Annotated in this window: 19 protein-coding genes and 2 rRNA genes; 7 read left to right on the top strand and 14 right to left on the bottom strand. The window is 40.1% G+C overall.

Annotated features, from left to right (window positions below):
* Positions 1-5: 5 nt before the first annotated feature.
* From V6670_RS00725 to V6670_RS00710, 4 genes are read left to right on the top strand one after another with little or no spacing between them, the layout of a single operon-like run.
* Complete coding sequence (locus V6670_RS00725; protein WP_141905245.1) at positions 6-1076, top strand: ABC transporter ATP-binding protein; 1071 nt, start codon at positions 6-8, stop codon at positions 1074-1076.
* A 12-nt stretch (positions 1077-1088) separates the two neighbouring features.
* Positions 1089-2810, top strand: a complete 1722-nt coding sequence (locus tag V6670_RS00720; RefSeq protein ID WP_141905244.1) for an iron ABC transporter permease — start codon at positions 1089-1091, stop codon at positions 2808-2810.
* Between the two features lie 27 nt (positions 2811-2837).
* Positions 2838-4352, top strand: a complete 1515-nt coding sequence (gene argH / locus V6670_RS00715; RefSeq protein WP_338652234.1) for an argininosuccinate lyase — start codon at positions 2838-2840, stop codon at positions 4350-4352.
* Positions 4349-5296, top strand: coding sequence for a BadF/BadG/BcrA/BcrD ATPase family protein (locus tag V6670_RS00710; RefSeq protein WP_141905242.1), 948 nt, complete (start codon positions 4349-4351; stop codon positions 5294-5296). The genes argH and V6670_RS00710 overlap by 4 nt, the downstream gene beginning before the upstream one ends.
* Before the next feature lie 495 nt (positions 5297-5791).
* Here V6670_RS00710 and V6670_RS00705 read toward each other — a convergent pair whose 3' ends face one another.
* From V6670_RS00705 to V6670_RS00690, 4 genes are all read right to left on the bottom strand, one after another.
* Positions 5792-7096, bottom strand: coding sequence for a transglutaminase domain-containing protein (locus tag V6670_RS00705; RefSeq protein WP_338652233.1), 1305 nt, complete (start codon positions 7094-7096; stop codon positions 5792-5794).
* A gap of 90 nt (positions 7097-7186) precedes the next feature.
* Positions 7187-8323: a transglutaminase domain-containing protein gene (locus tag V6670_RS00700; RefSeq protein ID WP_141905239.1), complete on the bottom strand. Its 1137-nt coding sequence runs from the start codon at positions 8321-8323 to the stop codon at positions 7187-7189.
* A gap of 255 nt (positions 8324-8578) precedes the next feature.
* Positions 8579-8839 carry a metal-sensitive transcriptional regulator gene (locus V6670_RS00695; protein WP_036125888.1) on the bottom strand — a complete coding sequence of 87 codons (261 nt, stop codon included), beginning with the start codon at positions 8837-8839 and terminating at the stop codon, positions 8579-8581.
* 85 nt (positions 8840-8924) lie between these two features.
* A complete protein-coding gene (locus V6670_RS00690) occupies positions 8925-9632 on the bottom strand; it encodes a glycosyltransferase family 2 protein (protein WP_058843778.1) in 708 nt (235 codons plus the stop codon).
* Between the two features lie 239 nt (positions 9633-9871).
* On the opposite strand from V6670_RS00690, the gene V6670_RS00685 reads away from it, so the two are divergent.
* Positions 9872-11788, top strand: a complete 1917-nt coding sequence (locus tag V6670_RS00685) for a tetratricopeptide repeat protein (protein ID WP_338652232.1) — start codon at positions 9872-9874, stop codon at positions 11786-11788.
* 176 nt (positions 11789-11964) lie between these two features.
* On the opposite strand, the gene V6670_RS00680 is transcribed toward V6670_RS00685, so the two are convergent.
* The 6 genes from V6670_RS00680 to V6670_RS00655 all read right to left on the bottom strand — a co-directional run bounded on the left by V6670_RS00680 (position 11965) and on the right by V6670_RS00655 (position 17022).
* Entirely contained in the window at positions 11965-12369 is a 405-nt protein-coding gene (locus tag V6670_RS00680) for a hypothetical protein (RefSeq protein ID WP_058843779.1), read from the bottom strand.
* Positions 12370-12442: 73 nt separating this feature from the next.
* A complete protein-coding gene (locus V6670_RS00675) occupies positions 12443-13816 on the bottom strand; it encodes a HAMP domain-containing sensor histidine kinase (protein ID WP_141905236.1) in 1374 nt (457 codons plus the stop codon).
* On the bottom strand, positions 13813-14484 hold the full coding sequence (locus V6670_RS00670) for a response regulator transcription factor (protein WP_141905235.1): 672 nt from the start codon (positions 14482-14484) through the stop codon (positions 13813-13815). Before V6670_RS00670 ends, V6670_RS00675 begins: the two co-directional genes overlap by 4 nt.
* Before the next feature lie 73 nt (positions 14485-14557).
* The gene (locus V6670_RS00665; RefSeq protein ID WP_058843781.1) at positions 14558-15655 is read right to left on the bottom strand and encodes a DUF5808 domain-containing protein; all 1098 of its coding nucleotides are present in this window, start codon (positions 15653-15655) and stop codon (positions 14558-14560) included.
* 4 nt (positions 15656-15659) lie between these two features.
* Positions 15660-16055: a GntR family transcriptional regulator gene (locus tag V6670_RS00660; RefSeq protein WP_036126599.1), complete on the bottom strand. Its 396-nt coding sequence runs from the start codon at positions 16053-16055 to the stop codon at positions 15660-15662.
* Positions 16056-16128: 73 nt separating this feature from the next.
* The gene (locus V6670_RS00655) at positions 16129-17022 is read right to left on the bottom strand and encodes a LysR family transcriptional regulator (protein ID WP_338654423.1); all 894 of its coding nucleotides are present in this window, start codon (positions 17020-17022) and stop codon (positions 16129-16131) included.
* 129 nt (positions 17023-17151) lie between these two features.
* Between V6670_RS00655 and V6670_RS00650 the strand changes: the two genes are divergently transcribed.
* Positions 17152-17817 carry an O-methyltransferase gene (locus V6670_RS00650; RefSeq protein ID WP_338652231.1) on the top strand — a complete coding sequence of 222 codons (666 nt, stop codon included), beginning with the start codon at positions 17152-17154 and terminating at the stop codon, positions 17815-17817.
* A gap of 240 nt (positions 17818-18057) precedes the next feature.
* Here V6670_RS00650 and aceB read toward each other — a convergent pair whose 3' ends face one another.
* Together aceB and aceA are read right to left on the bottom strand one after the other, a co-directional pair.
* The gene (gene aceB, locus V6670_RS00645; RefSeq protein WP_338652230.1) at positions 18058-19656 is read right to left on the bottom strand and encodes a malate synthase A; all 1599 of its coding nucleotides are present in this window, start codon (positions 19654-19656) and stop codon (positions 18058-18060) included.
* A 112-nt stretch (positions 19657-19768) separates the two neighbouring features.
* Positions 19769-21052, bottom strand: coding sequence for an isocitrate lyase (aceA, locus tag V6670_RS00640; RefSeq protein WP_338652229.1), 1284 nt, complete (start codon positions 21050-21052; stop codon positions 19769-19771).
* Positions 21053-21266: 214 nt separating this feature from the next.
* Here aceA and V6670_RS00635 point away from each other — a divergent pair, with 214 nt between their 5' ends.
* Entirely contained in the window at positions 21267-21938 is a 672-nt protein-coding gene (locus tag V6670_RS00635; protein WP_338652228.1) for a LytTR family DNA-binding domain-containing protein, read from the top strand.
* Positions 21939-22188: 250 nt separating this feature from the next.
* Here V6670_RS00635 and rrf read toward each other — a convergent pair.
* Positions 22189-22304: ribosomal RNA gene (rrf, locus tag V6670_RS00630) — 5S ribosomal RNA — on the bottom strand.
* A 187-nt stretch (positions 22305-22491) separates the two neighbouring features.
* Positions 22492-25419: ribosomal RNA gene (locus V6670_RS00625) — 23S ribosomal RNA — on the bottom strand.
* Positions 25420-25579: the final 160 nt, after the last annotated feature.

Here is a 25579-nt window from a genome sequence, read left to right as displayed (position 1 = left end):
TATGATTGAGAAGTGTCAAAATTGAAAATGTCTCAAAGCAATTTGGTCAAGTGTATGGCGTGAATGATATAAATCTTGAAATAAAAGCAGGGGAATTTTTTACTTTTCTCGGTCCTAGCGGCTGTGGCAAAACAACCACTTTAAGGATGATTGCAGGCTTTTATTACCCTTCTAAAGGTAAAATTCTTTTTGACGATCGAGATGTCACTCGACTTCAGCCCAATAAACGCAATATCGGTATGGTATTTCAAAATTATGCTCTTTTTCCTCATATGACGGTTGATGAAAATATTGCCTTTGGTTTACAAGTGCGGAAATTTTCAAAGACCGAAATTCAATACAAGGTTGATCGCATTAGAGGACAAGTACATCTAGCAGCTTATGGTCACAGAAAAATAAATGAACTATCTGGTGGACAACAACAACGGGTTGCTTTAGCTAGAGCGCTTGTAATTGAGCCAGATATTTTATTACTGGATGAACCTCTATCCAATCTAGATGCTAAATTGCGTGAGGAAACACGTATTGAAATCAAACGAATTCAATCTGAGCTTGGCGTTACAACGATTTACGTTACCCATGATCAGATGGAGGCAATGGCTATGTCGGATCGAATCATGGTCATGGAGAATGGTTTGATCAAGCAAATTGGGACTCCTCAAGAAATTTATCATCAGCCTGAAGATCGTTTTGTAGCTAACTTTATTGGTGAAACCAATTTAATCGAAGGCACTATACAAGACATTAATGGTGAAAATGTACAGGTGAGAACCTTAAATGGACATCTTTTAACTGGGCGAAAGCAACAAAGCTCCCCCTCTTTAACGCATATGATTGGAGACAAAGTGTTTATTTCTATTCGACCGGAGTCTATTCAACTAGGTACTGGTGATAATACGTTAACAGGAAAAATTACATTTGTTGAATTTACAGGTATTAGCGTCAATTACATTGTAGATTTTACGGCATTTTCACTTAAAGTAATGATTATTAATTCTTATGACCAAATAAAGAAAATCGGTGAAGACATTACAATCAATATGGCTCATGATTCACTGTACTTATTAGGGGAATAGGAGGAAGCCAATATGGGAAAACAGTCTGTCAATGCCTCTCAGGAAAGCGCGTGGACACGAATTTTTCAATCCAATTGGTTTGTTTATATTTTAATATCGCCATTATTTTTAGTATTGTTCGCCTATGTGGTTTACCCCTTCTATCAAACATTTATCCAAAGCTTTGCTGGTGATGAGGCTTTCTTTCACTATAAAAAATTTTTTGATCTGGCGAGCCCAGCAAACTTAGAGGCTTTATGGACCAGTATTTATATTTCGATCATCAGTGTTATTTGCTGTGCAGTCGTTGGGGTTACGATGGCCTTTTTACTGGAACGCTATAATTTCCCAGGAAGGCGTACACTGTCTATTTTAGTATTAGTTCCTATGGCACTTCCTCCTCTAGTGGGTGTACTTTCTTTTTCATTTTTATATGGCGATAGCGGGATTTTCCCCCGAATCTTTCAGCATCTATTCGGATTAGACCATGTACCGTTTGCATTGAAAGGCATTTGGGGAGTCATCGTCGTTCATACCTTCACAATGTATACGTACTTCTACTTAACAGCTTCAGCTGCTATTAAGGGGCTCGATCCTGCTTTAGAAGAGGCTGCAACCAGTCTAGGTGCAGGGCGTATTCGCGTATGGACAAAGGTTATTTTACCAATGCTGACACCTTCCATTGTCGCCTCGTCCTTATTAGTGTTTATGATCTCAATGGCTTCCTATACAGCACCTTTAATGTTTGGTGTAGAGCGCACCATGACGATGCAAATATATTTATCACGTACAAATGGCAATCTTGAGATGGCTGCAACACAGTCGATGATTTTATCCTTTGTATCTATTACCTTTTTAATCATCATGCGTTGGTATCAGAATCAGCGAAATTATCAAAATCTCAGTAAGGGTATCAGTGTTCATCGTTCCGAGGTATCCTCTAAAAAAATTAAAGTTATGGCAACAATCGCATCCTTTGTTGGGACATTAATATTAATATTGCCGATATTAGTTCTGATATTGATATCTTTTTCTGTTGATGGTGCTTGGAAAACGCAAATTCTCCCGACCGACTATACGATCGATCATTATATTGCTCTTTTTACTGATGAGCGTACATGGCGGCCTATTTGGAATTCCATTCAAATGGGTGTCATAGCAACAATCGGAAATATCATTTTTGGTGTTGCTGCTGCTTATGCTATGGTTCGGTTAAACTTTAAAGGGAAAACATTGCTCGATATTTTGATTATGGTACCTTGGGCTTTACCTGGTACTGTTGTAGCGGTCAATTTAATCGCTGCCTTTAGTACAGAAAGTATTTTTAGTTTCAATCAAGTATTGATCGGTACATTTTGGATTTTGCCATTAGCGTATTTTATTCGACATTTACCACTTGTTTTTCGATCTACTTCCGCCTCTCTTGTACAACTAGATCAATCGATTGAAGAGGCTTCACGTGGCTTAGGCGCCAATTGGTGGTATACATTTAGACGGATTGTCGTACCGTTAACATTCACCGGAATTTTAGCAGGGACACTCTTAGCTCTCGTGCAAAGCTTTGGTGAGTTTGTTGCATCCATTCTAATATACAGTACATCCACTATTCCATTGTCTGTAGCGATATTCCAAAAATTATATGCATTTAAATTTGGGACCGCCTGTGCTTATGGTGTCTTACAAATTTGCTTAATTTTAGTTGTTCTTATTATTTCTGAAAAACTATCAAAAGGCAGTGCTGGTACAGCCATCTAGCTGCCAATCTATTAGGGGGCCATTACAATGTTTGAAGATTTTCGCAACAAAACGCAGCGGGAAGATGGGATGATATTCCCTTCTAACATCTATCGGAAAATTGTCTTACAGCCAGCTTATGATGAGGCGAAGAAAAATTTTTTAACAATCATGCTACAAATTAATATTGCTCATTTAAAAATGTTAGAAGAACAAGGACTCGTAAAAAAAGATGAAGCGAAACAAATTGGGATAGCTCTAAAAAAAATAGATTTAAATTATTATCGTTTAGAGGATTACAGTCCCCAATATGAGGATTTATTTTTCCGCATTGAAAATAAACTAATCGAGCTTGCTGGTGATGTTGCTGGAAATCTTCACATTGGCAGAAGTAGGAATGATATGGGGATCGCCATCTATCGTATGACCTTAAGGAAAAAACTATTATTATTAATGAACGAGTTACTAACATTACGTGATGATTTAATCGCTGCTGCAGAGGAACATATAGACACCATCATGATTGGCTACACGCATACACAGCAGGCTCAGCCCACAACCTTTGCCCATTATTTAAAAGCTGTTATTGACCAGCTTGAGCGTGATTTTGAGCGGATGCAGCATGTCTATAAAACTGTCAATCGCAGTAGTATGGGGGCGGCTGCCTTAACAACGACAGGCTTTAATATTAGTAGAGAACGGATGCGTGATTTACTGGCATTTGATGATATTATCGAAAATGCATGGGATGCTGTTGCAGGCGCAGATTATATTGCTGAAGCGGCAAGTATTGTACAGCTTGCTGCACTCAATCTCGGCCGTACATCTCAGGATTTTTTATTATGGGCTACCCAGGAATTTAATGCATTTACACTCGCAAGTCCATATGTCCAGATAAGTTCCATAATGCCTCAAAAACGTAACCCTGTTTCCGTAGAGCATACACGCTCATTACTATCTGCGGTTGTTGGAGATGCAAGTACAGTATTACAAATGGTACATAATACACCGTTCGGAGATATCGTCGACACTGAAGATGATATGCAGCCCTATTTATGGCGTGCCATTGACCGTTTAAATGGTATTTACAAGTTATTTGGTTCTCTTGTTGTCACAATGGATGTTAATAAAAAGAAATTAAGAAACCGTGCAGAGAATAGCTTTGCCAATGTTACAGAGCTCGCAGATACATTAGTGCGTTCAGAGGCGATTTCATTCCGCCAAGCACATAGTATTGTTAGCAAATGTATTAAAGTTCTACTTGCCCATGGCGAAGAATCACTAGCAAGCCTTACATGGGGCCTTGCCAATACACAATCTAAATTGATTACGGGAAAGGAATTAGCTATTTCAGAAGAAGACTTTTATAAAACATTAAAGCCAGAATCTTTTGTTGGTGTGCGAACATTGCTAGGTGGCCCAGCTCCAGCCACAATGAAAGCAGCGCTCGAACGTTCAAAAATGAATGCTCAAAACCTTTATGAATGGGTCCGCTTAAAGGAAAATTCTATTATAGAAGCGGAAAAGGAATTAACAGCCTTTCTTGAGGAATGGAATCAATGAAGGATTGGTTATTGATTATTGACGGTGGAGCAACAAAAACAGCATGTGCGGTCGTTCATGCTGAATCTGGTGACATTCACTATTCTACAACAATGCAAGGCTCGAATTATCAAGCCATTGGTGTCGAATCAGCTACAGCAAGATTACAAGGACTTTTAGCAAATGTAGAAACATTTTTGCAAAAGTACCCCCATTCTCAAATTGCTGTAGCTACCTTTGCGTTAGCTGGCATTGATTCTCCTAAGGATCATGCCACAGTAACGGCCATTGTTCAAAATGCCCTAAAGGCCACACAGCTACAAATCAAGACGCTAATTATTGAAAATGATGCGGAAGCTACACTACTTGGTGTGACTGCTGGACAGGCTGGTGCATTACTCATTGCCGGAACAGGAGCCATCGCCTATGCCTATGATGGGCAACGAATTGTACGTGCAGGAGGTTGGGGACATCGAGCTGGTGATGAGGGAAGTGGATATTGGCTAGGGCAGGAGGTAGTAAGAGCTGTATTTAAAATGGAGGACGGTCGTGGTGAACCAACAATCTTAAAAGAAGCCGTCTATCATTTTTTAAATATACAGGATGTAACAGAGCTTGCGGAATGGTTATTCCATCCATCCTATACGAATGCACAGCTGGCCAAGATGAGCTCATTTGTAGCAAAGGCAGTCGAGCAAGAAGATGCTTGCGCCATACAAATATCACTACAGGCTGCCTATGAATTAGTTCTTCTAGCAAGCGCTGTAGTGAAAAAAATGGGCTATCAGAATGGACCATTTACACTTTATTGTAATGGTGGTGCCATCAAGCATAATCCACTCATTTTAAAGACTTTTACGGAGGAAATCACCTTACTATATCCACAAATTGATATTAAACTTTGTCAGCATCAGCCTATTACTTATTTGATTGAACGTACAAAAAGGGCATATGACTATTTATAAGTCATTGCCCTTTTCATAGTGTAAAAAAACAAAACCATCTATTTTGTGAAAGAATGAAGATGGATTTCCGTTGCAGGCTACTTGCTTTCCCGTGGGCTAGTGCCGAGCCGCTTCGTGTTTAGAGGCTCGCCTGTCTGGCGGGAATCGAGTAGCCTTCCGCTCCACAAAAGATTATCTTTTTAGCAAAAATATTCAAATAAAGGGAAGGTGTTCACTACTCATTTATTGAGAGGTGTGTAACTAATCACTTCTCCACATTGAAAATAAGAGCCTATCCTTTCTCTATTTATACAAATAATGGGCTGTTTTGATCGCTACGGCTAGTATAAAAGGGAAGGAAAAGACACTTTTTCCACATGGATCAAGCGTCACAGGTGAGACCCCTGGAGCCAATGCTGAACTGCACCCTGGAAAGGACGCTGGCGGAACGGAAATTAACCCCTCGCCTTTCAAAATAGCTGTTTGTGCCGTTGACATCACCTTTTTTATGTTAAATTAGAGAGCCATTCTCTTCAATTCATTCGTTGTGAAATAGAGGAAGCCATCCTTCACAAATATATCCTTTGTATCTTCCCTATTTAGTACCTGTTCTCCACTACCGTCTGGACGAATTTTTGTTAAATACGCCCCCCGAGAGTAATTACTAAAGTATAGCCACCCATCCGAGTAAACGATGTATTGTGCACGAGTATTTGTGACACGCTTTATTTTACCAGTCTTTATATCAAGCACATACAACTTATTGTCATCAGAGATATTACTAAAATATAATTGATCGCCAGCCTGTGCTGGGAAGTCTATATCATGATAATAACTATACATTGTGCTTGTTGCCTTTGGATAATCCTCAGCAATCCACGTGTGATCTTTCGCCATTGTACGATCATCTACTAAAAAGTATTGGTAACGAATGGCACCTTTGCGATCTGGTACTGGATCATTCCATGTCGTATCAAGGTGATACCACTGTCCATCCAGCTTGACCAAATTCCACGCATGTCCCTCTTGGCCGACATAGCCCACAATATATTTTGTTTCAATTCCCAGTTTTTGAAGCATCGAGTGAGCTAGTAAAGCATAGCCCTGACATACTCCCCCATGCTCGGCAAGTACGGTATAGGCACTATGTGGACTAGAATTTGTTTGATCTGTATAGGCAGTATTAGCGACAATATAGTCATTGACTGCTCGTACCTTTTCTACTTCTGTCATAGAGTCTTTACTGATTTTGCTGATGATTTCTTGGACATTCATCTCGACAAAAGCAGCCTGTTCTGGCGTCATTAAATAGCTCTGCTCTCCAAAAATAGTTGCCTTATTTCGCCCATATTCATAACGAATTGAATGCTTACTAACATGACCATAAACATAATCATCTCGTTCAATAGCATTGTTGTAGGCCTCTTCCACAATTTGTTCAATTCGTTGTGTATTACCTTTATATTGAATTTCAAACTTCGGTGAAAAACTACTATAATATGCATACATGGCATCAGCCATCTCTTTGGCATTTGTCACGACTAGCTTCGTTTCTGGTTTCTGAATTGGCGGCGCTTTAGGTGCTACCTCCGCTTCATGTATATCTTCTATAGGTATGGCTGTTTCTATGGAGGCATCGTCTGAAAGTCTAGCAGTAACATCTACGATTTTCTCCTTTGTTGAAAGAAGCATTGTTTCTATTTCGTCATTATTTGTCCAATCCAGCACCTGCTGAACGACTGCCTTACCAGCCATATAAATGGGATCAATAAAAATAATAATAATGGCAATAATAGCTAATTTCTTCCACAAATTCCTCACCTCCAACCGTCTTCTTTTCATTATATACAAAAAAAGCACAAAGAACTCACTTAAGGGTCCAATTGTGCTTGTTAATATTTGTTTGTTGACTTAATTAATCTTTAGTTTATATTCTTTAGTATTCATAGTATACAGCAAATCATTGTCATTGATCTTTAAATTCGTTACTGGCTGCTTAACCAACACTTCAGCTTTTAATGTTTTCAAATTCAACTTTGTCAAATACCCACCGTTACTGTAGTCACTATAGTATAGATAATCATTAGTTCCAGTAATATACAATGCACGTTTATCTAATACCTTTGTCTTTTTACCACTAGTCATATCCAGCTTATACAGTTTATCGTTATCTGCCGTATTGCTAAAATAAACAGCATTATTTAACTGATACGCAAAATGAACATTGTGCATATAACTGTATTTTGTGCTTGTAGCAGTAGGATAATGGGCTTTAACCCAAGTGTGATCTTTGTTAAGCTGACTATCCGTCACTAAAAAATAGTCATATGAAGCAGCACCAACACGATTTGGCAAAGGATCATTCCATGTTGTATCTAAATGATACCATTTTCCATCTACCTTTACTAAATTCCAAGCATGTGCCTCGTTTCCATTCACATAACCTACAACATATTTTGTCTCTAACCCAGTTTGCTCTAACAAGGATTGTGCAGCTAATGCATAACCTTGACATACAGCTTGTCCTTCAAAAAATAAAGCATAGGCACTATGTGGGCTTGCCTTTGTTTTTGTTCCATACATTGTATTCGATACAATATAATCGTTAATAGCCTTTACTTTTTGGAACTCTGTCATAGAAGGTTTGATAATATTTTTCAGTATTTGATTAATCTTTTTTTGTACAGCTACTTCTTGTGTTTGATTCGTCAGGTACTTCACTTTATACGTTACATTTCCGAGAGAATCTGCAGAAACCGTCATACTTTCTAAATGTCCACTTGCATAAACAGCTTGTTGTTTAGCCTTTTCAAACGCATCCATCATTTCTTTTTTGAAATCACCCATCGGGCCTGTATACGTAAATTTTATTTCCGTCTCGAAATTTTGCATTTGCTTAGCAAGCTCTTTTGTCAATTGATCCCAAGTAACTACTGTTGAGTCAGCTACCACAGGATAAATTGGGGAAGTAATTTCTGTTTGTTTTGCATAGGCAGCAGTTGGGCTTAACATCAATAAAGTTGCTCCACATAACAACCATTTTTTCATCACTAATCACCTTCCCTTTGAATCTTTTGTTACTATTTAGCATAACAAAGAAAGTACCTACTAAGCTATCATACAAGTTCACTAACTAAGACTTTCATCTAAAAATATATCAACACTTACATGATATAAAATACCTAAAAACTAAATATAATTCTCGAATATAACTATTTTTTTGCAAAAAAATAAAACTCACCCCATTTATAGTGAGTTTTATTTGGATTCAGCTACTATTTTTTGTTCCGAAAATCGAGGTAATTATCTACTTTTCACAACCAAATTAACGGCTTCCTGAATGGCTTCATTCATTTTTTCGTCATCACCTTCAGCATTTTGGACACATTCTAATAAGTTTGTACTGACAATAACACCAACTGTACGATCTACAGCAGAGCGTACAGCCGATAGCTGTGTAATGACTGCCTTACAGTCCTTACCTTCCTCCATCATCTTCAAAATACCACGTAGCTGGCCTTCCATCCGTTTCACACGATTTTTCACTTGATCTGAATATTCCATAAACATTGCTCCTTCTTTCTATACTCGCTACGTCCTCATGAGTAATCGTTATTCTTTATCCTAGCTCATTATTTCAAATTTAAACCTAGCCATTCCTTGGTTTTAAATAATTCATCAGCATTCTTGTGATTATAGTGCTTGCATTGGTTATTTCATCGTACTGGATAATTGTATTTTTCTTTAAACGTAATTGACCAATCTCTACCTCAAAAATTGGACACTTTCTTTTCAGTGCCGCAACTAGCATATTTGTATCATAATCATAGCGTTCGCCTTTCACCTTCATCAGCCAAGGCAACTCATTTATCGATATATATCGCAAACCCGTTTGTGTATCCATTAATTTTCGATGATACAGTAACTCAAAAAATAGGCTTGTTGCACGATTTCCCCAATAAGAAAGAAATGAACTATCGGCAGAATGGAAATTACGTACCCCTAGCACAATACCTTCTGAAAACACCTTTGTCATCGTTAAGACAAGCTTAACATCTTGCAGTGCATGCTGCCCATGTGCTCCCACTGTAAGGACGCCATGACACTTCCCTTTTTGCTCTCGGATAAATGCAAAGGCTGTCTTCAATGCACCACCTTTTCCAATATTGCGATCATGCTGCAATACTTGACAACGATCAATTTTATTTAGATCTTCAAAAATATCTTTATATCTTTGATCACTCCCATCATTGACAATGACAATTTGTGTAATGGTCGTTGCTAATAATTGATGTACATAGGTAATGAGTGATTGTTGTGGATTATATGCTGGAATAATAGCTGCAATATTTTTCATTTCGATCCCCCACCTATAGGCTGACGGGCTCTCCGTAGCTACGAATTTCCCTTATATCAAATAGTATCATGTCACAGCAACAATTCAACTGATGAATCCCATTAAAACTTATCAATAATATAGATTTTTCTCCGATATATGTACAAAGAGATTTAGAAGAGGGGCTTTCAACTGGCTCGCAGAAAATTAGACGCAATGATGCTGAGGCATCATTGATGAAAGAGGTGAGGGTGATTGTTATGCATTACGAAATTCTTGAAGAACAATGTCAGAAATTAAAGCAGCTGTCCTTCACAAAATTAGCAAAAAACCTACAGGATGCAAGTTTGCTCGCTATTTCAAACCCAGCTGCAACTTTACAAAAGTCTTTGCTTGTATTAGAAGAAATTCTTTATGAGATTTATCGGCTAGAAATGCGTACGGAACCTAAGACGAAAAATATCCGTACACTATTAAATAATCGAAGTTTTGTAGCGCAAATTCACCCTCGTCGGATTTATTTATTAATGAATTTAGTTCATAAAATGACAAGTCATAATAGTAACGACATTGTGGAAGCCAAAGCGGCAAAAATTGTTTTGGATTATCTTAGCGATATTGTGGAATGGTTTATGAAACGCTATGATCGTAGTTTCAAGTCAGCAATTCTAACTCCTCACACTACAGAGCTTCCAACCATATTGGATAAGAACATACTCCAGCACAATCAATCACCAGAGGCTTATACACATGCAGCTAACTGGTTTGAAAGGGCAGCGCAAAACGGTGATGCCAGTGCACAATATAATTTAGGAACTCTTTACAATCACGGGCGAGGGGTGAAAAGGGACTATAAACTTGCGAAAATATGGTATGAACGAGCGGCCGCACAAAATGACGCAAATGCCCACTATAGTCTAGGCGTACTCTTTCATTTAGGGCATGGGGTTGGACAAGATTATAAGGAAGCCGTGCACCATTATCAAATTGCGGCAGATCTCGGAAATGCAGATGCGCAATATAATTTAGGTGTCCTTTATAATCAAGGGCTAGGCATGTCGCAAAACTTTCATGAAGCGGCTAAATGGTATACTTTAGCAGCCAACCAAGGCAATACAAGTGCTCAAAACAATTTAGGCTTCCTTTATCATAATGGCACAGGTGTCGAGCAAAGCTACGCAGAGGCCATCGCTTATTTCGAAATGGCTGCCTTAGCGGGCGATGCCAGTGCACAGTATAATCTCGGCTATATGTACCTTAAAGGTCGTGGTATTGCTCAAAACCTTGAAGAAGCGGCGAGATGGTTTCATATGGCTGCTTTACAAGATCATGTGAACGCAGAGTTTCAATTGGCTATGCTCTACAATACGGGGCAAGGGATTACGAAGGATCATCTAGAAGCCTTAAAATGGTTCAAGCTAGCGGCACATAAGGGACATTTAAATGCACAGTACTGTCTCGGCCTGCTATATGAAAAAGAACAGGATCTTGTTTCAGCGGAAAAATGGCTGCTACGAGCAGCTGACAATGGTCATATTAGTGCCGGCTTCGAACTAGGTCGTCTATATGTCTATCAGCAAAAACAACCTGCTAAAGCTATGTCATACTTTAAAGTTGCTGCTAACAAAGGCTATGCAGATGCTCAGTATGAGCTTGGTCTATTACTGACATCAGGAGCTGATGTGCCTATAAATTATACAGAAGCTGTAAAATGGTGGCGAGCCGCAACGGATCAGTCACATATTCAAGCTGAGTATCAATTAGGCTTACTGTATGAGCAGGGATTAGGGATTGCTATGGATCTTGAAGAAGCACGCAGATGTTATCGACTAGCTGCTATTCAGGGCCATGCAGGTGCTCAATATCAACTTGGTAATTTATTTGATAAAGGTAAAGGTGTTAAACAGGATTACACGGAGGCAGCTAAATGGATTGAACAGGCTGCGTCACAAGGGCATATAAAGGCACAATATCAACTAGCTCAAATGCACATTCATGGACAGGGTGTACCGAAGGATTTTGCAAAGGCTGCCCAGCTTTATCGATTGGCCGCTAATCAAGGACATCAAAAGGCTCAATTCCAGCTTGGTATGCTCTACAAAAAAGGACATGGAGTTGCACAAGATTATCAAGAGGCTGAAAAATGGCTGAAAAAATCGCTTGAAGATATTAAATAGACAGTTTAAAACCTACCGTATCATGAATTGTGATATGGTAGGTTTTTCTCTTGCTTCAGCATTCATCTCCTTTTTCTATAGTGGGAGATAAATATTTTTTCTCAACAGATTTTTACAGGCAAAATCGAAAAATTTTGGATACACTGTTTATCTGCGCGATAGAAATGCGTAATTGATTAACTTTTTATATAGTCTTGTTGATGAATCATGAATGTTACTATAATAAATAAGGCAAAGCTGATTAATAGCGTAGTTCCACCTACAATAAAGAAGATTAATGTAAATGTACTACCAAAATTAAATGGATTTATATTGTAAAACCACATGCCAACTGTTAAACCCAAAACACCAAGAATAGCTGTCCAACCGTGAATGGCTACTAATTTTTGTGATTTCACTTTGAAGGCTCGATAAAAAATGCCCCATGCAAACATACTTAGCCAGCCGACAAGTAAAATATGTGCATGGATTGGTCTATATTCATAACTACCTGATCCTGACATATGTGAACCTAAATACGTACCGATGAAAGCAAAAATAGCCGCTAATCGAATAAGACGTATACTCCACTTCTGTTCCATACGAAAACTCCCCCTAAGCTTGTTTCAACTAAGTAGCAGTTTAACGTGTGAACATGAACTTTACATGAACTCCTTATGACAAGACTGGTAAATGAATATAAACCTTTGTACCGACATGCATCGTACTTTCCATCTGAATAGTACCTCCGTGTAGCTCTACAATTTGTTTGACAATTGCTAGCCCTAGACCTGTTCCTTGCTTTGTCCTGGAGACATCTGCGCGATAAAAGCGGTCATATACTTTGGCTAATTGATCTGTCGTCATCCCCATCCCATTGTCCTCCACAAGGATTTCAAGTGAAGTAGATTTTTTCTGTAATTGTAGATGTATTTGTCCACCCTCTACATTATATTTAATAGCATTCGTCAGCAAATTATCCCACACATTTTGTAAAAGTCCTGCATCACCAGCATAACTAATTGGCTCTAGCTTGTAGGCTATTTGAAGCTGTGCCTCTTCTATTTGCCAGCGATATTTTCGCACAGTCTCCCTCAATTGTTCGTCTAATTGGTACGGCTCACGTTTTACGATTCTTGTCGATTGGTCGAGAGATGTTAGTAATAATAATTGCTTGGTTAATGTAGATAAGCGCTTTGTTTCCAACTCAATGATCGCTGCATACTCCTGTCTTTCCTGCTCAGTCAGCAGCGGATTTTTCAGGAGGTCAACATAGCCTTGAATATTTAACAAAGGCGACTGGAAATCATGTGATACATTACTAATAAATTCCTTTCGTATACGATCATTTTCTTGTAATTTCTCGGTCATCCTATTAAAGCTTACAGCTAATTGACCAATTTCATCTGCACTATCAATATCTAACACCGTATCAAACTTTTCATGTGCAAGCTGTTGAGTTGCCGCCGTTAGCTTTGTAATCGGACGAATTAATGCTTTAGCAAACAATAGCATTGCTAGTAAACTTAGTACTGTCATAACCAACATTAACCCTGCAAGTATCGTATGCACTTCCGAAAATAATAAGCGAATATCAGGTCTTATAAATAATGCATATGGCTTGTTTTCATACGTAAATGGCACACCAACTGTATTAATCAATTCATTAGCGAAAAATCCTGTCACAAAGGTTTCTTTAGGGAAGTCTCGCATACCATGATAGGTTTCTCCTTGTAAAACGCGGTCAACAACAGATGCTGACAATGTTTTATCACGATAGTCTCCACCAAAAAAATACCCTTCCTCGCCTGATGTTACATATATTTGATAGCCAATTTCACCCAGTGTCTTCAAATAATTATTTAAATCCTCTGGCTTCGCTGTTTCAATATAATGAACGATATCCTGTGCTATGTTTACGTTTTTTGCATCATTCTTTTCTTTTACCACTTGATGATAATACGTATTCGTTGCTAAAAAACCAATACATAGGCTACCAATCATCACTAGCATCGTCGTCACAACAAATTTACTGTATAAAGTTTTCATGTTGTCTCCTCTAGCTTATAGCCAACCCCTCTTACGGTTGTGATTTCAACAGCCGTGTCATAGCGATTTAATCTTTCGCGAATCCGCTTCACATGAGTATTCAACGTCTGTTCATCTCCTTCATAGTCATAGCCCCATACTTGCTCCATAATATAGCTTCGCGTAAATACTTGGTGAGGGCGTGATGCCAATAAAGCAAGTAGTTCAAATTCCTTTAAAGGTAATATAAGTGTATCCTCTCCTATGACAACTTCAAAGCTTCGACGATCAATCACTAATTTGCCTACTTGGAAAGTTACTTGATTTTTCTTATCCAATCTCCGTAAAATAGCTGCTATACGAAACAATAATTCCTTTGGCTCAAAAGGCTTTACAACATAATCATCTGATCCTGCTAAAAAGCCACGCTCTTTATCCTCAAGCTCGCCTTTCGCTGTTAATAATAAAACAGGAATGTCATAATCTTGCGTTAACGTCTCGGTTAATGTAAAACCATCCATCCCCGGCATCATCACATCGACAACAGCTAAATCAGGCAGATTCCCTTCTAGTAAGGCTAATGCCTGCTGCGCATTTTCTGCACATAGTACCTGATAGCCTTCCCTTGTGAGATAAATAGTAACTAGCTGTAAAATATGAGCATCGTCATCGACAACAAGAATTTTCATCTGCCTACCTCCAATCAATAAGAAAAAAACTCGCTCACATGGAACGAATTTTTCATCACAAATTACTATTATTTTATAACGAGAATATGGAAATCAACAGTAATAAAAGAAAAGGCAAACCAATAACAATATAACCTCTTGGATTTGCAAGGTTCATGGTCCAACCTACTCCAAAACGTTTCTCTACAAAAACGGAAGGGTCCTGTCGATTCATATAAATTAAGCCGCCTTTCCAATAACGATCTTCATCTACATCCATTACCTGTGAATCAACATTATCTTCATAACGCACTCTATGTTTACGCTTTTTCAAAATATAAATAAATAGTGAACCTAACACAACAGCTAGAAATAAAATAAATACTGGTAATAGCTTATAGCCAACAATCATGGAAGGATAAATATTGCTTAGTTGTAAAACCGTTAATAGAATGGTTAAGGCATAGCTCATCAGCAATATTTGCCAACTCATGTATTTTCGAGTCTTTAGCTGATCCTCCAACGATTCAGCTTTGCGATTTACAGCTAATTTAATAGCAGAACGTTTAATAGAATCGGTAATTCCCCACATCATACATTGCATCATTAGCATAACAAGCGGCAGCGAAATAGCCGTAAAATAAGTCTTGTTTCTCCAAGCATCTGCTTCTCCACTTGGTCCCCAATGTACGGCTATATCATTTGGCATTAGGTCGTAATGGAGCAATGTGTAAATGATTAAAAACACTGCTATCCCTATAGGTACAGCAAAAAATGTCCAAGGAATCATTGCATCACGGCTTCGAGCAGTTAAATCAACCGCTCGTACTTGTTTAATATTTACGCCCCACTGCTCCTGCCTTTTCAACGTTGATACCTTGTGATGATTTATCCAGTACAGCACCATACTTACGGTAAGCATACTAAACAAACAGCTTAGTAAAACGATACTTTGAGTCGATTCGGAAGAAGCTAGACGATTGTAGCACATCAACATAATGATTAGAAATACTATGCCTGAGCCTCCTACCAATTGAACATACTGTTTTTTCAGCTTAGCTAATGCGAGATGCTTAATATGCTGATCAGGTACAGTAACCCCAAAAACAATAGTCTCTCTTACAATATAAGGAACCACCATTTGCATAGCTAATGTCATGATGTAGATTGTTGTAAAAACACCCAGTAGCATCTTGCTACACTCCCTCTGCTGGAATTTGCAAATCAGCGAATACCTTTTTCATCATGTGCTCAATTTGTTCTACTGTTGCGCCGAGCACCATTCCTTCTGCTACAACAGGCTTTAAATTCTTTTCGATTTGTCGTAGCTGCTCAGGTGACAAAGCTCTCTCCTCAGTTGAACTAATAATAGCTCCAGATTTCGGTCGAATAACAATAATTCCTTTCGCCTCTAATTCATGATAGCTCTTATTAACAGTATGCATATTCACACCTAAATCAGCAGCTAATCCTCGCACAGATGGTAGGGTATCGCCTGGTTTCATTTCACCTCTTGCAATACCTTCAATAATTTGACGTGTCACCTGCTCATAGATCGGTACGTCTGATTGTGGCTCTATTTGAATAAACATGTTTATCAGCTCCAAATTTGTTATATAACTAATATAACAAATTTACTGCAATAATGCATGAGGTACAAGCTTATTAAATTGGGGAATTTTTAATTGTTTCAATAAATTTTTGCACAAGCTTATTTTGTTTCTCGTTATTTCTCGTACAAATAGCGATTTTATGTTTAATAGCATGTATATCCTTTACATAAACCCTTGCCAATTGGCCACTCTCTACATACTCTCGAACTGCAAGGGAAGAAATAAAGTTTGCACCATAGCCTGCCATGACCGAGCGAATTGTTTCATTGATGCCATTAAATTGGAGGGCAATTTTCGGTGGTTTCACTTGGTATGTTTGACATAACGAAAACAGATGCTCTCTCATCGAGCTCCCTTCTTCCCTCATAATAAAAGGCTCCCGAAACATTTCAACCAATGTAATGGATTGATGTGCAAAGCGATGATTTGGAGACACAACAAACCATAACTCATCCTCATATAATTCATCCCACTCGATTTCTTTCGGCCTTTCAGACATTCCTCCACCATATATCGCAATATCCGCTTTATAGTTTATTAGTTGTTCAAAAGCGTCCTTCGTATTGGTTGTTGTAATCATTAAATCCACCTGTTCATTTGCAGCCTTGAAAGTAGCTGCCCATTTTGGAATTAAAAAATTGGCAGGCAGATAGGTAGCCACAATATGTAAATTCCCTGCTTTCGCCAAACGGTAATTTTCGATAAATGTTTCAATATGCTGTTCAAGAGCAATAAAATTTTGAGCTTTCTCTGCTAGAGCTTTACCAACTTCTGTGAGTACTACACCACGCCCTTGTTGCTTAAACAATTGGACTCCCAGTTCATGTTCAAATCGCTTCATTTGGCTTGAAACGGCAGGTTGGCTAATACACAGGATCTCTGCAGCTTTAGTGAAGCTACCTGTAGTAGCAACCTGATAAAATAATTTTAAGCTATGACTGTTGATGATTTCACCCCTATTCATAATATAAAGTTATGTATAAATAATAATAATATATTTTTATTATGATTTATTCTATCATACACTTTATTGGCAAGCTTGCACTTTAAAATATAGGGAAATGAGGACTGTATCATGACAGAGTTAAATGTTTGGAAAAATGTAGATGACTATTTTATGGATAAGCTTCTACCAGAAAACGAACACCTTGATGCTGTACTACAGGCTAATAAAGAAGCAGGTATTCCAGAGATAGATGTATCCCCTACTCAAGGGAAACTATTATATTTACTAGCTAAAATAAAAGGAGCAGCAACTATTTTAGAAATTGGCACACTTGGTGGCTATAGCAGTATTTGCTTAGCCCAGGCTCTTCCTAAAGAAGGGAAAGTAGTGACTTTAGAAATTAATGAAGAGTATGCCTTAGTCGCTCAACAAAATATAGAGAGGTCTGGCTATAAGGAACAGGTTGAGATCATTTTAGGAAATGCCTTAGATTCATTACCAAACTTGAAAAAAGCAGGCCACTTATTTGACTTTATTTTTATTGATGCCGATAAGCCTAATAACCCCGCTTACTTGAAGTGGGCGTTAAAACTAGCTCATCCAGGCGCCATCATCATCGCGGATAATGTAGTTCGTAATGGTGCGGTAACTGATGAAATTAGTAAAGATGAACGTGTCAGAGGCGTACAGCAATTTATAGATTTACTAAAAGAGGAACCTAGAATTGAAGCAACAGCTATACAAACAGTTGGTGTGAAGGGGTATGACGGCTTCATACTAGCCATTGTAAACTAAGGCGGAAAAATCCGCGTAAACTGCTGCAGCAGCTACGCGGATTTATTTCAAAAAAGATGCCCTACAGCTCCCCATCTAAGCTAATAAGACATCTTTTCACCCCTTAAAACCTCTTAACTTTTATTTAGACCCCTTTTAATTCGATCATGCTTATCTCTTTACATTTAACGGGGGAACAGACCCCGTCACGTTATGTTAGTAGAATTAGGAAAGTTGAGTATGTTAATAGTAGATTTTATCTTATGCTAATTTTTCATACCCTGGAAGTGTCAAGAATTCCGCGAACTCATCTTGCTCAATTAAAGATTTAAACAGTTCAGCAGCTTCTTCATAGCGACCACTGTTATAGGCTTGTTCCCCAACAGCCTCTTTAATTTTCACAAGCTCTTCTTCCAATATTTCTAAGACAAACGCTAACGTAATGCCACGTCCATCATCTAAAATACCTTTAGGATGACGAATCCATTGCCATACTTGTGTTCGAGAGATTTCTGCTGTTGCAGCATCCTCCATCAAGTTATTTATAGGTGCAGCACCGTTACCCCGAAGCCATGAAGCAATATACTGTACACCAACACTGCAGTTAATACGAAGACCTTCAAGCGTAATTGTCCCTTCTGGTACAGCTACTAAATCTTCTGCCTTTACATATACATCTTCGCGTTTTTTATGAATTTGGTTAGGAGTTGTCATAATAGCATCAAATTGCTCCATTGCAGTTGCCACCATACCTGGATGTGCTACCCAAGTACCATCATGTCCCTCTGTTGCCTCACGACGTTTATCTTTTGCAACCTTTGCAAATGCCACCGCATTCGCCTCACTATCATTTTTAACAGGAATTTGTGCAGCCATACCGCCCATTGCTGGTGCATTTCGCTTATGACATGTCTGTATACATAAAGACGTATAAGCCTTCATGAAAGGTACAGTCATCGTTACTTGGCCACGATCTGGTAAAATAACGTCAGCTTGATTGCGAAGACGTTTAATATAACTGAAAATATAATCCCAACGGCCACAATTCAGACCAGCTGAATGTTCGCGTAGCTCATATAAAATTTCATCCATCTCAAACGCTGCTAAAATCGTTTCAATCAAAACAGTAGCTTTTATAGTCCCTTGTGGGATGCCAATATAATTTTGGGCAAACACAAAGATATCATTCCATAGACGAGCCTCTAAATGACTTTCAAGCTTCGGTAAATAGAAGTATGGCCCAGTACCTTGTGCTAGTGCATTTTTGGCATTATGGAATAGATATAACCCAAAATCAAAGAAACTCCCTGAGATCGGCTCTCCATCAACAAGCACATGCTTCTCAAGCAGATGTAAGCCTCGCGGTCGAACTAACAGCACTGCTGTTTCAGTATTTAATGTATACGTTTTACCATTGGAGGCTTGCGTAAACTCAATCGTCTTATTAATAGCATCACGCATATTAATTTGACCACCAATCATATTTTCCCACGTTGGAGAGGATGCATCCTCAAAGCAAGCCATAAACATTTTTGCACCAGAGTTTAAAGCATTAATCACCATTTTTCGATCAACAGGACCTGTAATCTCGACACGGCGATCTTGCAAGTCCTTTGGAAGTGGTGCAATTGTCCAATCACCTTCACGAATACCTTTAGTCTCTGGTAAGAAATCCAGTTTCTCTCCTGCATCAAGACGATTTTGTCTTTCCTGGCGAGCGTTCAACAGCTCCTTACGACGAGCATCAAAATTTTCATGCAGGGCAAGAACAAACTCAAGAGCTTCAGGTGTTAAAACTTCCTTCGTTTGCTCATTTTGTTCTCCAACAATTTTAAGCTTACCTGTCGTTGCTTGTTCCATTAGTTGTTTACCCACCTTTGCTATTTTAGTTTCGTCATCCTCCGCCTTAGGAGGAGCGGAGGAGACTACTCTATGATTATGAATTTAGGAAAACACGTAGTTAAATCAAGACTTATACAAACTGTTCAGTTTCAGTTGAACCTGCCATTGCCGTTGTAGAAGAAGTACCTCCAGAGATAACTTGAGAAATTTCATCAAAGTATCCAGTACCTACCTCACGTTGGTGGCGCGTAGCTGTATAGCCTTTTGATTCTGAAGCAAACTCAGCTTGCTGCAGCTTAGAATATGCAGCCATACCATTATCTTTATAATCGTGTGCAAGCTCAAACATAGAGTGGTTTAGTGCATGGAAACCTGCTAATGTTACAAACTGGAATTTATAACCTAGCTTACCAAGCTCACGTTGATACTCTGCGATTTCCTCTTCTGAAAGGTTTGCTTTCCAGTTGAATGATGGTGAACAGTTGTATGCAAGCATTTTACCAGGGAACTCTGCATGAATAGCCTCAGCAAATTCACGAGCTTCTTCTAGTGATGGTTTAGAAGTTTCACACCAAATTAAGTCTGCATATGGTGCATAAGCTAAACCACGAGCAATTGCTTGTTTAATACCTGCTTTTGTACGGAAGAAACCTTCAGGTGTACGTTCACCAGTTATGAACTCCGCATCACGTGGATCAATATCTGAAGTAACCATATCCGCAGCATCGGCATCTGTACGCGCAATTAAAATTGTATCTACGCCCATAACGTCTGTTGCTAAACGAGCAGCCACTAAGTTACGAACAGCGTTTTGCGTTGGCAATAAAACTTTACCGCCTAGATGTCCACATTTCTTTTCTGAAGCTAATTGATCTTCTAAGTGCACACCAGCTGCACCAGCTTCAATCATGCCTTTTACAAGCTCAAATACGTTTAGAGGACCACCAAAACCTGCTTCAGCATCTGCTACGATTGGTGCGAACCAGTCAAATTGATCGACACGTCCTTCAGCATGATCAATTTGATCGGCACGTTGAAGTGCTTGGTTGATTCTTTTTACTACTGCTGGTACAGAGTTGGCAGGATATAACGATTGGTCAGGATACATTTGACCAGAAAGATTTGCATCCGCAGCCACTTGCCAGCCTGATAGATAGATAGCCTTTAACCCAGCCTTTACTTGTTGTACCGCCTGATTACCTGTTAATGCCCCCAATGCATTAATAAATGGTTCTTCACGTAACGAATTCCAAAGTCGAGTAGCACCTTTTTGCGCCAATGTTTGTTCAATTACCACAGTGCCCTGCAATTTAACAACCTCTTCAGCTGAATATGTGCGTTCAATACCAGCCCAGCGTGGGTTTTCAGCCCATTGTTTTTCTAAAGCTTCGATTCTTTCTTGACGAGTTGACATATTGAAATTCCACCTTCCCCTTTGTGTACAATATACTCTGTTAAAAAACTTTTAATTAACTGTTCCATAACAGGTTTATTTGTTGTAAATTAATATATAACAGAGTGTTTGAATTTTCATTATTTTTGGATAAAAGACCATTTTTTCGGGATGAAACTACTTTTTTGAGCGATAAAATTTGGAAGACTGTTTACAAACAAGGGGGATATTCACAATGAATAATGAGTTAAAATCTTTTGGAAATGATATTTCACAACAATATATTTTAATGTTGCAGGACTGGGTTCCTGCCAATTCATCCATTGCAATTGCTGTTGAACATTCTTATATTTATTTTCACTCAGGTCATCAAGATATTCAGTTAAAGATAGATCAACAAGTAATGCCTGGGAGTATTGCAGAGCAAGTGTTACGCACTCACAAAAAAACAGATGCCATATTAGATAATTCTTTATTCGATACGCCCTATTATGGCATTGGCTATCCCATATCCATTCAAGATAAGCCAGCTGCATTAGTTGTTATCTTACCATCCACATTCACTATGAAAAAAGCAGAGCCATTCCAATTTTTAACGGGGAAACAAGAGGAGGAGTGGAATCCAGTAGCAATAAGCAAAATATCTCATATAGAAAGTCTGCAGAAAAAAACTTGGTTTTATGTAGATAAAGAACAGTTTAAAACGGGGGTTACACTAAAAGAGCTGCAATTAAGGTTGCCATCATACTTTATTCGTATTCATAGATCCTATATTGTAAATATACATTTCATAAAAAAAATGGCCAGAGATATAACATCAAATTTTATTATTACATTAACCGATGGAAGTGAATTGCCAGTGAGTCAATCCTATATCAATAATCTTCGAAGTGCTCTTGAATTTTAAGTGCGAAGACTGTCTTTTATCTGGATTTAACAATTATTTTTGTAACGAAAGCAAAGAATCACTCCTCTATAGGGGATAATCATTGCTTATTTTGTTGCTATTTTTAGCAGATGTTCACATGCGATGAATCAAGCTAAATCATCAAGCGGATGTCACAGATTTTGAAGAGGAATTTTTCTAATGAGCTCGAAAAATCTAACTAGAAGAACCAAAAAAGACCAGAGAAATTATTCTCTGGTCTTTCACAATTGCCTAGCGACGTCCTACTCTCACAGGGGGAAGCCCCCAACTACCATCGGCGCTAAAGAGCTTAACTTCCGTGTTCGGTATGGGAACGGGTGTGACCTCTTTGCCATCATCACTAGACTATGGTCGGCTTTCAATATACATCGCATTTCTTCGTCAGCTTCTGTCGTTCAGTCAGTCACGTACTTGAGTACGCTCCTTCCCTCTCTCCATTGCTTCCTCGAACTACTCGTATCTTGAAACCCTTCATAAAAGAAATTGTTCTTTCAAAACTGGATAAATGGTTCATTGAATGTTTCAAACGTTTTTGGTTAAGTCCTCGATCGATTAGTATTCGTCAGCTCCATGTGTCACCACACTTCCACCTCGAACCTATCTACCTCATCGTCTTTGAGGGATCTTACTTACTTGCGTAATGGGAAATCTCATCTTGAGGGGGGCTTCATGCTTAGATGCTTTCAGCACTTATCCCGTCCACACATAGCTACCCAGCGATGCCTTTGGCAAGACAACTGGTACACCAGCGGTGTGTCCATCCCGGTCCTCTCGTACTAAGGACAGCTCCTCTCAAATTTCCTACGCCCACGACGGATAGGGACCGAACTGTCTCACGACGTTCTGAACCCAGCTCGCGTACCGCTTTAATGGGCGAACAGCCCAACCCTTGGGACCGACTACAGCCCCAGGATGCGATGAGCCGACATCGAGGTGCCAAACCTCCCCGTCGATGTGGACTCTTGGGGGAGATAAGCCTGTTATCCCCGGGGTAGCTTTTATCCGTTGAGCGATGGCCCTTCCATGCGGAACCACCGGATCACTAAGCCCGTCTTTCGACCCTGCTCGACTTGTAGGTCTCGCAGTCAAGCTCCCTTGTGCCTTTACACTCTACGAATGATTTCCAACCATTCTGAGGGAACCTTTGGGCGCCTCCGTTACCTTTTAGGAGGCGACCGCCCCAGTCAAACTGTCCGCCTGACACTGTCTCCTGCCCCGCTAAGGGGCATGGGTTAGAATTTCAATACAACCAGGGTAGTATCCCACCGACGCCTCCTTCGAAGCTGGCGCTCCGAGATCTCTGGCTCCTACCTATCCTGTACAAGTTGTACCAAAATTCAATATCAGGCTACAGTAAAGCTCCACGGGGTCTTTCCGTCCTGTCGCGGGTAACCTGCATCTTCACAGGTACTATAATTTCACCGAGTCTCTCGTTGAGACAGTGCCCAGATCGTTACGCCTTTCGTGCGGGTCGGAACTTACCCGACAAGGAATTTCGCTACCTTAGGACCGTTATAGTTACGGCCGCCGTTTACTGGGGCTTCAATTCGCAGCTTCGCTTGCGCTAACCACTCCTCTTAACCTTCCAGCACCGGGCAGGCGTCAGCCCCTATACGTCACCTTACGGTTTTGCAGAGACCTGTGTTTTTGCTAAACAGTCGCCTGGGCCTATTCACTGCGGCTCTCATGCGCTTGCACGCTCAAGAGCACCCCTTCTCCCGAAGTTACGGGGTCATTTTGCCGAGTTCCTTAACGAGAGTTCTCTCGCACACCTTAGGATTCTCTCCTCGACTACCTGTGTCGGTTTGCGGTACGGGCACCTCTCACCTCGATAGAGGCTTTTCTTGGCAGTGTGAAATCAGGAACTTCGTCCATACGGACTCGCCATCACAGCTCAACGTTACAGTGTGCGGATTTGCCTACACACACGCCTTACTGCTTGGACGCGCATAACCAACAGCGCGCTTACCCTATCCTACTGCGTCCCCCCATTTCTCAAACGGTGAGGAGGTGGTACAGGAATATCAACCTGTTGTCCATCGCCTACGCCTATCGGCCTCGGCTTAGGTCCCGACTAACCCTGAGCGGACGAGCCTTCCTCAGGAAACCTTAGTCATACGGTGGACGGGATTCTCACCCGTCTTTCGCTACTCATACCGGCATTCTCACTTCTAAGCGCTCCACCAGTCCTTCCGGTCTGACTTCAACGCACTTAGAACGCTCTCCTACCACTGACATCGTAGATGTCAATCCACAGCTTCGGTGAATCGTTTAGCCCCGATACATTTTCGGCGCAGCGTCACTCGACCAGTGAGCTATTACGCACTCTTTAAATGATGGCTGCTTCTAAGCCAACATCCTGGTTGTCTGTGCAACGCCACATCCTTTTCCACTTAACGATTACTTTGGGACCTTAGCTGGTGGTCTGGGCTGTTTCCCTTTTGACTACGGATCTTATCACTCGCAGTCTGACTCCCGTGCATAAATATCTGGCATTCGGAGTTTGTCTGAATTCGGTAAACCGGGATGGCCCCCTAGTCCAAACAGTGCTCTACCTCCAGTATTCTCATCACGAGGCTAGCCCTAAAGCTATTTCGGAGAGAACCAGCTATCTCCAAGTTCGATTGGAATTTCTCCGCTACCCACACCTCATCCCCGCACTTTTCAACGTGCGTGGGTTCGGGCCTCCAGTAAGTGTTACCTTACCTTCACCCTGGACATGGGTAGATCACCTGGTTTCGGGTCTACGACCACGTACTATTTCGCCCTATTCAGACTCGCTTTCGCTGCGGCTCCGCCTTCTAAAGCTTAACCTCGCACGTAATCGTAACTCGCCGGTTCATTCTACAAAAGGCACGCTATCACCCATTAACGGGCTCTAACTACTTGTAGGCACACGGTTTCAGGATCTCTTTCACTCCCCTTCCGGGGTGCTTTTCACCTTTCCCTCACGGTACTGGTTCACTATCGGTCACTAGGTAGTATTTAGCCTTGGGAGATGGTCCTCCCAGATTCCGACGGAATTTCACGTGTTCCGCCGTACTCAGGATCCACTCAGGAGAGAACGAACTTTCGACTACAGGGCTTTTACCTGCTCTGGCGGACCTTTCCAAGTCGCTTCATCTAACTCGCTCTTTTGTAACTCCGTATTGAGTGTCCTACAACCCCAAGAGGCAAGCCTCTTGGTTTGGGCTCTTCCCGTTTCGCTCGCCGCTACTCAGGGAATCGATTTTTCTTTCTCTTCCTCCAGGTACTTAGATGTTTCAGTTCCCTGGGTCTGCCTTCAAGACGCTATGTATTCACGTCAAGATACTACGCGATTAAACGTAGTGGGTTCCCCCATTCGGAAATCTCCGGATCAAAGCTCACTTACAGCTCCCCGAAGCATATCGGTGTTAGTGCCGTCCTTCTTCGGCTCCTAGTGCCAAGGCATTCGCCGTGCGCCCTTAATAACTTAACCTATCAGCTTTCAATACACATCACATTTCGTTGTCAGCTTCACTCGTTCAATCAGTCACGTACTCAAGTACGCTCCTTCATTCACTCGATTGCTTCCTAGAACTGCTCGTGTCTTGAAACCTTTTAATGTTATTAAGCCTATAAAAAAACTTAAAAAAATA

It is taken from the genome of Lysinibacillus sp. Y5S-8 (assembly GCF_036894365.1).
GTDB lineage: Bacteria > Bacillota > Bacilli > Bacillales_A > Planococcaceae > Lysinibacillus > Lysinibacillus fusiformis_D.
The sequence above is the reverse complement of the archived record's forward strand: the minus strand, read 5'-3'. Positions and strand labels throughout refer to the sequence as shown.